The organism is Streptomyces sp. NPDC058864 (genome assembly GCF_042742985.1).
GTDB lineage: Bacteria > Actinomycetota > Actinomycetes > Streptomycetales > Streptomycetaceae > Actinacidiphila.
In genome coordinates this window covers 124,592-133,018 of the sequence record NZ_JBHYMQ010000011.1, presented here as the reverse complement: position 1 = coordinate 133,018, position 8,427 = coordinate 124,592, and the positions used below count along the sequence as shown (strand labels likewise).

At 71.6% G+C, this 8,427-nt stretch carries 7 protein-coding genes; 4 read left to right on the top strand and 3 right to left on the bottom strand.

Annotated features, from left to right (window positions below; genetic code table 11):
* Positions 1-64: 64 nt before the first annotated feature.
* Together ACFW3D_RS11735 and ACFW3D_RS11730 are read left to right on the top strand one after the other, a co-directional pair.
* Entirely contained in the window at positions 65-1,006 is a 942-nt protein-coding gene (locus ACFW3D_RS11735) for a restriction endonuclease (RefSeq protein WP_500503902.1), read from the top strand.
* 118 nt (positions 1,007-1,124) lie between these two features.
* Positions 1,125-1,646 carry an NUDIX domain-containing protein gene (locus ACFW3D_RS11730; protein WP_500503901.1) on the top strand — a complete coding sequence of 174 codons (522 nt, stop codon included), beginning with the start codon at positions 1,125-1,127 and terminating at the stop codon, positions 1,644-1,646.
* 456 nt (positions 1,647-2,102) lie between these two features.
* Here the strand turns inward: ACFW3D_RS11730 and ACFW3D_RS11725 are convergent, their stop codons facing one another.
* Genes ACFW3D_RS11725 through ACFW3D_RS11715 form a run of 3 tightly spaced genes read right to left on the bottom strand, consistent with a single transcriptional unit; the run spans position 2,103 to position 6,696 of the window.
* Entirely contained in the window at positions 2,103-3,173 is a 1,071-nt protein-coding gene (locus tag ACFW3D_RS11725; RefSeq protein WP_500503900.1) for an iron-siderophore ABC transporter substrate-binding protein, read from the bottom strand.
* A 56-nt stretch (positions 3,174-3,229) separates the two neighbouring features.
* Positions 3,230-5,008: an ABC transporter ATP-binding protein gene (locus ACFW3D_RS11720; protein WP_500503899.1), complete on the bottom strand. Its 1,779-nt coding sequence runs from the start codon at positions 5,006-5,008 to the stop codon at positions 3,230-3,232.
* Entirely contained in the window at positions 5,005-6,696 is a 1,692-nt protein-coding gene (locus ACFW3D_RS11715; RefSeq protein WP_500503898.1) for an ABC transporter ATP-binding protein, read from the bottom strand. Before ACFW3D_RS11715 ends, ACFW3D_RS11720 begins: the two co-directional genes overlap by 4 nt.
* 220 nt (positions 6,697-6,916) lie before the next feature.
* Between ACFW3D_RS11715 and ACFW3D_RS11710 the strand changes: the two genes are divergently transcribed.
* A complete protein-coding gene (locus ACFW3D_RS11710) occupies positions 6,917-7,360 on the top strand; it encodes a MerR family transcriptional regulator (protein WP_500503932.1) in 444 nt (147 codons plus the stop codon).
* Positions 7,361-7,373: 13 nt separating this feature from the next.
* On the top strand, positions 7,374-8,414 hold the full coding sequence (locus ACFW3D_RS11705; protein WP_500503897.1) for an SDR family oxidoreductase: 1,041 nt from the start codon (positions 7,374-7,376) through the stop codon (positions 8,412-8,414).
* Positions 8,415-8,427 lie beyond the last annotated feature (13 nt).

Here is an 8,427-nt window from a genome sequence, read left to right as displayed (position 1 = left end):
CGTTGAGCGGTACCGTAATAGGTCGGTGACCATGAGTACGTGGTGGCCCGCTGAAGGGGGACGGATGCAGGACAGCGCCCGCAAGAAGACGATGAACCCGAGTGCCTACCTGGCGCTCGTCGAGGCCCTGACCGCGATCTTCTGGAACAAGAAGCCCTTCGAGCTGTACCTCCGAGGGATGCTCCAGGACCACAGCGAACTGCTGGGCCGCCTCGACTTCTCAGCCACCAAGCGCGAAGCGTCCGGCCAACTGGTCAATCTGTTGCGAGCCAATGAAGCCCGGTACCTCGATGTGACCGTCGCACTCATGCTGGACATCGCCGCCATGGAGACGTTTCCGAACCTGACCACTCAGGTGGACGGTGACGACATGGTGGTCAAGGCCGTGGCCGCCGTGGCTGAGCTGCGGCGCTGGACGGCCAAGCAGCGGGAGGTTATCGCCGAGCACGAGGCTCACGCAGCCACCATTGCCGAGAGCGCCAAGAATGCCCAGGATGGCAGGGCATTCGCCCAGGCCCATGAGGAGCTGAAGCAGCGGTTCCTGCTCATGCACTCAGCAGCCGACCCGCACAAGCGGGGGACCCAGTTTGAAGGCTTCATCAACGAGCTGTTCGGACTGTACGACCTGGAGCCGCGGGCGTCGTACATCCTGGAGCATGAGCAAATTGATGGTGCCTACTCCTTCGACACCGACCACTACGTGCTCGAAGCCAAGTGGTGGAAGGAGCCCATCGGGCGATCGCTGTTGGATGTCTTCAAGACCAACATCGAGCGCAAGGGCAAGAACACCCTCGGCCTGTACATCAGCATGAGCAGCTTCACTGCCGATGCCCTGGCCGTATACAGCTACAGCACTCCATTCATCACGATGGACGGCCTGGACTTCATGGCCGTCCTCGACCAGCGCATCCGTCTGGATGACCTGATGCGCCACAAGAAGATCCACGCCAGCCAGACTGGCCACTGTTATCTATCCGTCGCGGAGATCTTCTCCCGCTCGGAATGAGCGAGAGGCCGCGATGATTCTTCATTCGGCGGGGTGAGGCCGGTCTGAGGGGCGGCTGACTGTGTGACGGTCCGGTCATTCCGGGCGGGTGTCCGTGGGTTCTGCGATCGTCTGCGTCGTGGATGAACTCGTGGAACGTGTCGACGCTCAGGACCGTGTGCTGGGGGTGGTCAGTCGGCGGGACGCCGTTCGGGAGGGCTGGCTCCACCGGGTTGGCGTGGTGGTGTGCCGCGATAGGCAAGGCCGCTTTCTCGTCCATCGGCGGGCCGAGCACCTGTTTCGTTTCCCGGGGCACTACGAACTCGGGGTCGGGGGTGCTGCGGGAGTCGGGGAGTCCTATGAGCAGGCAGCTGCCCGCGAGCTCATCGAGGAGCTGGGGGTACGGGCGACAGCGCGCTTTCGGTCCAAGTTCCTCAACCGGGCAGGGCTGAGCCCTCACTGGCTTGCGGTCTGCGACGCCGTGCTTCCGGAGATCGTCGCCCCTGATCCGGAAGAGGTGGCCTGGCACGGGTGGCTGACCGAGTCCGAGCTGCGGCGGGCTCTGCAGCAGTGGACCTTCACTCCTGATAGCCAGGCGGTTTTCGATCGATATCTCGCTTGTCGTGCTGCCTCGGGTCCTGCGCAGGAACGGTGCTCATGAGCTGGGTCAGTGGGATGAAGGGCGCCGGCCGTTCCGAGGTCCCTGGGAGTGAGGCCGGCGGGAGCGGGGCTGTCCGCGAGACGTTCGGCAAGGACGGTGACAGTTTCGCGGTCTCCTTGGGGGCCTCGGGCTCGTCAGGTCGAGTTGCTCGAGCATCTGATCGATGCTGTTCCTGACGGCCAGTAGCTGAACGCAGGCGGAGGCTTTGGGGACGTAGAACGGGCAGCCTGCGCAGCCCAGCCGGTGGGGGCAGTGTTGCACCTCCTTGCCGAGGAGGGTCCGAAGACCTGCGGACGCGTCTGCGACGACACCTGCGAGCGTGCTCGGGAACTCGGGTTCCGGTAGCCGGACGCTCCCTGAGAAGCGCAAAGACCGCCGGGCGGCGTGTGCCTGCACACACCGCCCGGCGGCGGGTTTGCGTCCCGGCGGCGCACGGAGCACCGCGGGACGGGACGGTCAGGACGCGGGCTGCTCCACCTTCGTGGCCGGGTCGCCGTCCACCGCGGCCGCGAGCTGCGGGACGAGGCGGTCCAGGACGTAGGGGATGCTCAGCACGGTCGACAGGGAGACCGCGTTGCCGTAGTCGCCGCTCTCCTGGACGAAGACCTCGCGGCCCTCCTTCACGACCTTCAGGTCGGCGTACAGCTTGTCCTTGTGCAGCTTGGCGACGGCCCCGGTGGTGTCGGGCACGATCCACACGGCGACGCTCTGGTCGAGCAGGTCGGTGCGCTCCTTGCTGATGTTGGCGCCGAACGTGTCGCCGATGACCTTGTCGAGGTCGGCCGGGAGCTTCAGCCCGAGGTCGGCCAGGAGCCGGGAGCGCGCGTCCTGGCTGCCGTAGACGAAGGTGCCCTCGTACGGGGTGGCCATGACCGCGGTGGCTTCGGCGAAGGCGGGGTTGGCCTTCTTGGCCTCGGCGAACTTCGCCTCGACGCCCTCGACGAGCTTGGTTGCCTCGTCGGCCTTGCCCAGCGCCTTCCCGATCGTCTCGGTCTGCTGCTGCCACGGGATGCCGTAGTCGTTGAACTCCTTGGGCTGGGCCACGACCGGCGCGAACTTCGACAGCGTGTCGTACTGCGCCTTGGTCAGGCCCGAGTACAGGGCGAGGATCAGATCGGGCCTGAGGGCGGCGATCTTCTCGACCTGCGGCCCGGTGCCGGTGTCCTTCAGGACGGTCGGGGCCGCGGCGGAGCCCAGCTTGTCCTGCGCCCAGGGACCGACGGCGCCCTTGTAGCCGCCGATCCACTCGGTCGTGCCGACCGGAACGGTGCCGAGCGCGAGGACGGCGTCCTGGTCGGTGAGCCCGACGGTGACCACGCGCTTGGGCTCGGCCTTGATGGTGGTGCTGCCGTACTTGTGGGCGATCGTCACGGGGAAGGTGCTGCTCGCCGCCTTGGTGGAGCCGGAGCCCGGCTTCGACGCGTCGGAGGGCGAGTCGGAGGAGCCGCAGCCGGCTACCGCGCCGACGAGCATCAGTACGGAGGCGAGCAGTCCGGCGAACCGGGTGGCTCTGGTGGCGCGGGGCATCGCGTGATCCTTCTGTTCGTTTCGGTTGTGGACGGGGTCTTCCGGGGCGGTGGCCGCTAGGGCCGGGGGCTGCTGCGGTGCTCCGCCCACGCCCGCCACAGGGCGGCGTACGGCCCCCCGGCGGCGCGCAGTTCGTCATGGGTGCCGGTCTCGGCGACGCGGCCCTCCTCCATCACCACCACCCGGTCGGCGGTGGCGGCCTGGCTGAGCCGGTGCGCGACGACCAGGGCCGTACGGCCCTCCAGGGCGCGCTCCGCGGCCTCCTCCAGCCGTCCGGCACCGGCACTGCCGGCCTCCGCGGTCGCCTCGTCGAGTACGGCGACCGGGGGGTCGGCCAGCACCAGCCGGGCGAGGGCGAGTTGCTGCGAGCGGTCCGGGGTCAGCCGGTGGCCGCCCTCGCCGACGACGGTGTCCAGGCCCTCCGGCAGGGCCTGCGCCCAGCCGAGCGCGCCCACCCGTTCCAGGGCCTCGCACAGTTCCTCGTCGGTGGCGTCCGGACGGGCCAGCCGCAGGTCGTCGGCGAGCGGGCCGGAGAAGACGTGCACCTCCTGCGTGACCAGCGCGACCGTGCGCCCGGTCGCCGAGGGTTCGCCGCCGCCGACGTCGACCCGGCCCGAGGAAGGCCGGTGGATTCCGACGACGATCTTGGCGAGCGTGGTCTTGCCGGCGCCGCTGGCACCGACGAGGGCGACCTTCTCCTTGGGCCGCAGCACCAGGTCCACGTCGCTGAGCACCGGCCTCCCGGGCACGTAGGCGTGGCCGACGCCCTCCACGGTGACGGCGGGAACGCCGGGGAGGTCCCGCGGCAGCGCTTCGTCGTCGGCGCCGGGCGCCGGTTCGTCGACGACACCGACCAGCCGGGCCAGGGCGGCGGTCGCCGACTGGGCGTCGTCCAGCAGCACCAGCGCGGTGTTCACCGGGCCGAACAGGCTGTGGAAGTACAGGGCCGCCGCCGTCGCCGTGCCGATCGACGCGGCACCGCCGCGCACCAGCAGGAAACCGGTGACCAGCACGGCGGCCAGCCCGGCGAACTCCGCCACGTGCAGCCGGCTGTAGAAGCGCAGCACCAGCTGGACCCCGCGCAGCGTCAGGTCCACGGCCGCGCGGGAGCGTTCGGTGACCCGCTCGGTGTGCCCGTCCTCGGCCCGGTAGGCCCGTACGGTGGCCGCACCGCCGATCGTGTCGAGCAGCTGTTGCTGCTGGGCGCCGGTGGCGATGCGCTCCTTCGCGTAGAGCGGGGTGGCGTTGCGGACGTACCAGCGGGCGGTGTGCGCCTGCACCGGCACCGCGAGCAGCGCCGCCAGCAGGAACCGCCAGTCCAGCACCGCGAGTGCGGCCAGCGTCAGGACGATCGACAGCCCCGACCGCACCAGTTCCGGAAGCGCGGTCCGCACCGCCTCCGCCACCCGCGAGACGTCCCGCGTCACCCGGGAGTTGAGGTCGCCGGAACCGGCCCGCTCCAGCCGCTCCAGCGGCAGCGACAGCGCCCGCTCGACGAAGCGCTCGCGCAGTTCGGCCAGTACGGTCTCACCCAGCCGTGACACCAGCGACATGCCGAGGGCGGTTGCCACGCCCTGCGCCACCGCGACCAGCACCAGCAGCACCACGGGCAGCGTCAGTGCCCCCGCCGGGCGCCGGTCGGTCACCAGGTCGACGATGTGCCCCAGCAGCGGCTGCGTCAGCAGCCCCACCGTGGTGGCCGCCACCATCACCGCGGCGCCGCCCATCGCCAGCGTCCGGTGCGGACGCAGCAGTTCACGTACCGCGGTCCTGGTCCGCGCGGGCGTCGCCGTGGGCAGCAGCTCGCGCGCCGCGGATCCCGTTGCCGTCGTCATGCGAGTACCGCCGTCCGGTAGGCCGGGTCGCCGTGCACGAGGTCGAGGTGAGCGCCGTCGGCGGCCACCCGGCCGCCGTCGAGGAGGACGACGCGGTCGGCGACGGAGAGCAGGGCCGGGCTGTTGGTGACCAGGAGTGTGGTGCGGCCGCGGCGGTGCTCGCGCAGTCCGCCGGCGATGCGGGCCTCGGTGACCGCGTCGACCGCCGTGGTGGGGTCGTGGACGACGAGCACCGGGCGGTCGGCGACGAGGGCGCGGGCGAGCGCGACACGCTGGCGCTGCCCCCCGGAGAGGGAGCGGCCGCCCTCGGTGACCTCGGTGGCGGTGCCCTGCGGCAGGGTCCGGGCGACCTCGTCGGCGCACGCGGCGGCCAGCGCGCGGTCGGTGTCCCCGGTCCTCCCGGTGCCGCCCAGGTTGTCGGCGAGGGTGCCCTCGAAGAGGTCGGCGTCGTGCGCCGCGACGAGGACCGCGGTGCGCAGCCGCGCGGGGTCGAGCTCCGGCAGGGGCACGCCGTCCAGTTCGACGACGCCGGACTCCGGGTCCGCGGTGCGGCCGAGGCAGGCGAGCAGCGCCTGCGCGGCGGCCGGGTCGGTGCTGGCGACGCCGAGCAGTTCGCCGGGCGGTACGTCGAGGTCGACCCCGCGCAGGGCGCCGAGGGTGACGCCGCGCAGCCGCAGGCCGCCGAGCACCGGTTCCGGCAGGCCGCGTTCGCCGGGCAGTACGTCGGGCTCCGCGGCCAGCACGGCCGCGATGCGTCCCGCGGAGGCCCGGCCCTGGGCGAACTCGGCATTGACCCAGGCGAAGACCTCCAGGGGGCCCAGGAGGAACAGCGCCAGGCCGACCGCCGACACGAGCTGACCCAGTGTGATGTCGCCCGCCGTGGCGAGCCGTCCGCCGATCAGCGCGACCAGCGCGATGAAGACGCCGGTGAGGGTGAGCACCACCCCGCTCTGCCAGGCCTCGGCGCGCGCCGCCCGCACCGTCGCGCCGAGCGAGGAGCGGCTGGTGCGCCGGTACCGTTCGACCGCCGCGGCCTGCGCGCCGATGCCCTTGAGCACCCGCAGTCCGGCGACCAGGTCGGCGGCGATCCCGGAGGCGTGCGCGGCCCGCTCCTGCTCGGCCTCGCTGCGCCGCTCCAGGGGCTTGCTCAGCAGGTGGCCGAGCAAGAGCAGCACCGGGGTGCCGAGGAGGACGACCAGTCCGAGGAGCACGGAGATGCGGAGCAGGGCCACCGCGCTGACCAGGAGGCCGGTGAGGGCCGATATCCCGGTCATGACGGCCATGTTGACGGCGCCGACCCGCTTGGCGTCCTCGGTGGCGATGTTCGCCAGTTCTCCGGGCAGGTGGCCGCGTTCGGCGCCGCCGCGGGGGTCGAGGACCCGTCGTACGAGGGTGATCCGCCATTCGTGCGCGGCCTGTTCCGCGGCGCGTTCACCGGCGCGGGCGCCGAAGCGGAAGCTGAAGGAGAGGCCCACGTAGACCACGGCGAGCACCGCGAGCCAGCCGAAGAGGGCGCGGCCGTCGCCGTCGGAGACGGCCCGGTCGATGACGATGCCGATGAGCACGGGGACGAGCGCCTCCCCGAACTGGTGGCCGGCGCCGAGCACGGCGCCCACGGCGACGTCCCTCCGCCGGCTCCTGACCGTCCGCAGCAGCACATCCCGCCCCGACGGCGCCTTCGTTCCCACCCCGCGAACCCTTCCGGTACCCAGCCGACGGCGATCAGCACCCCATGTCTGGAGTTTAGGTAAGGCTACACTAACTCCCCCTCGGGGGTGAGGCCCCGTGAACACCTCGGGGACCCCGGCTGACGACGCGCCGGAAGCCGGGGCGAAGTGACCCCGGCCACGTCCGCACCCCCACGCTTGACCTCAAGCGCTTGAGGTTCCGAAGACTGAGGACGTGGCAATGACAGACGCCCCGCCGGTGTCGATCCAGGAGGTGTCGCGACGCAGCGGCCTCTCCGAGCCGACACTGCGCTACTACGAGAAGATCGGCCTCATCGGCCCGGTCCCCCGCGACGAGAGCAGCGGCCACCGCCGCTACGGCGCTTCCGTCGTGGAGCGGATCGAGGCCCTGAGCTGCCTCAAGGCGACCGGGATGAGCGTGCACGACATGCGCGCGTATCTCCGTCACCTCGACGGGGAGGCGGACGCCGACCGGGCCGCACGGTTGCGCGACCTGTTCCGGCGCAACGCCGACCGGGTGGCCGGGGAGCTCGAGCTGATGCGGGTCCGCCTGCGGTACCTGCAGCTCAAGACCGAACTGTGGGACGCGCGTGAGCGGGGCGACGACGACGCGGAGCAGCGTGCCGTGGACGAACTCACGCGCACGGTGCCCGATCTGAGATAGGGAAGAGAACACCATGTACGACCTGAACCCCGGCTCCGGACCCGTCCTCGTGACGGGCGGCAGCGGCTACCTCGGCTCGCACGTCCTCGACGCGCTGCTGCGTGCCGGCCACCGGGTGCGCACCACCGTCCGGTCGCCTGACCGCGCGGAGGGCGTCCGCGCGACGGCGGCCCGGGCGGGAGCCGACCCCGGACGGCTGGAGATCGTCGCGGCCGATCTGGCTGCGGACGAGGGCTGGGCGGAGGCGGTGAAGGGCTGCGAGCACGTCCTGCACGTGGCGTCGCCCTTCCCGGCCGTGCAGCCCCGCAACGAGGACGAGGTCGTCGTCCCGGCACGGGACGGCGCGCTGCGCGTACTGCGGGCGGCGCGTGACCACGGCGTCCGGCGCGTGGTGTTGACCTCGTCCTTCGCCGCCATCGGCTACAGCCGCAAGAGCGGCGACGCCTACGACGAGAGCGACTGGACCGACCCCGGGGACGACCTGAGCCCCTACATCAAGTCCAAGGCGATCGCCGAACGCGCCGCGTGGGACTTCACGGCCGCGGAGGGAGGGGACCTCGAACTGGCCGTTATCAATCCGCCCGGGATCTTCGGTCCCGTGCTGGACGGGCACCTGTCCGCCTCGGTGCGGCTCGTCAAGGCGATGCTGCAGGGGGCCCTGCCGGTGGTCCCGCCGCTGTACTTCGACATCGCCGACGTGCGGGACGTGGCGCGGGCCCACCTGCGGGCGATGACGGAACCGGCCGCCGCGGGCGAGCGCTTCCTCATCGGCAGCGGCACGGCGACGAGTTTCTACGGGATGGCCCGTGTCCTGGCCGAGGGGCTGGGCGAGCGCGCCGCGAAGGTGCCGGCCAGGGAACTGACCCCCGAGGAGGTGCGGGAGGGTGCGCGCACCGACCCCGCGCTGCGGGAGGCGGAGAGCCAGCTGGGCAAGGTGCCGGTGCTCCGCACCGACAAGGCGCGCGCGGTGCTGGGCTGGGAGCCCCGCCCCGTGGAGGCGACCGTCCTCGACACCGCCGAGAGCCTGTTCCGGCTGGGGCTGGTCGAGGTCTGACGCTGCGTGGGGG

What these genes read in the sequence shown, in the direction of transcription:
- ACFW3D_RS11735 (WP_500503902.1), top strand. Translation starts at nt 65, where the DNA reads ATGCAGGACAGCGCCCGCAAGAAGACGATGAACCCGAGTGCCTACCTG.
- ACFW3D_RS11710 (WP_500503932.1), top strand. Translation starts at nt 6,917, where the DNA reads ATGACAGACGCCCCGCCGGTGTCGATCCAGGAGGTGTCGCGACGCAGC.
- ACFW3D_RS11705 (WP_500503897.1), top strand. Translation starts at nt 7,374, where the DNA reads ATGTACGACCTGAACCCCGGCTCCGGACCCGTCCTCGTGACGGGCGGC.
- ACFW3D_RS11725 (WP_500503900.1), bottom strand. Translation starts at nt 3,173, where the DNA reads ATGCCCCGCGCCACCAGAGCCACCCGGTTCGCCGGACTGCTCGCCTCC.
- ACFW3D_RS11720 (WP_500503899.1), bottom strand. Translation starts at nt 5,008, where the DNA reads ATGACGACGGCAACGGGATCCGCGGCGCGCGAGCTGCTGCCCACGGCG.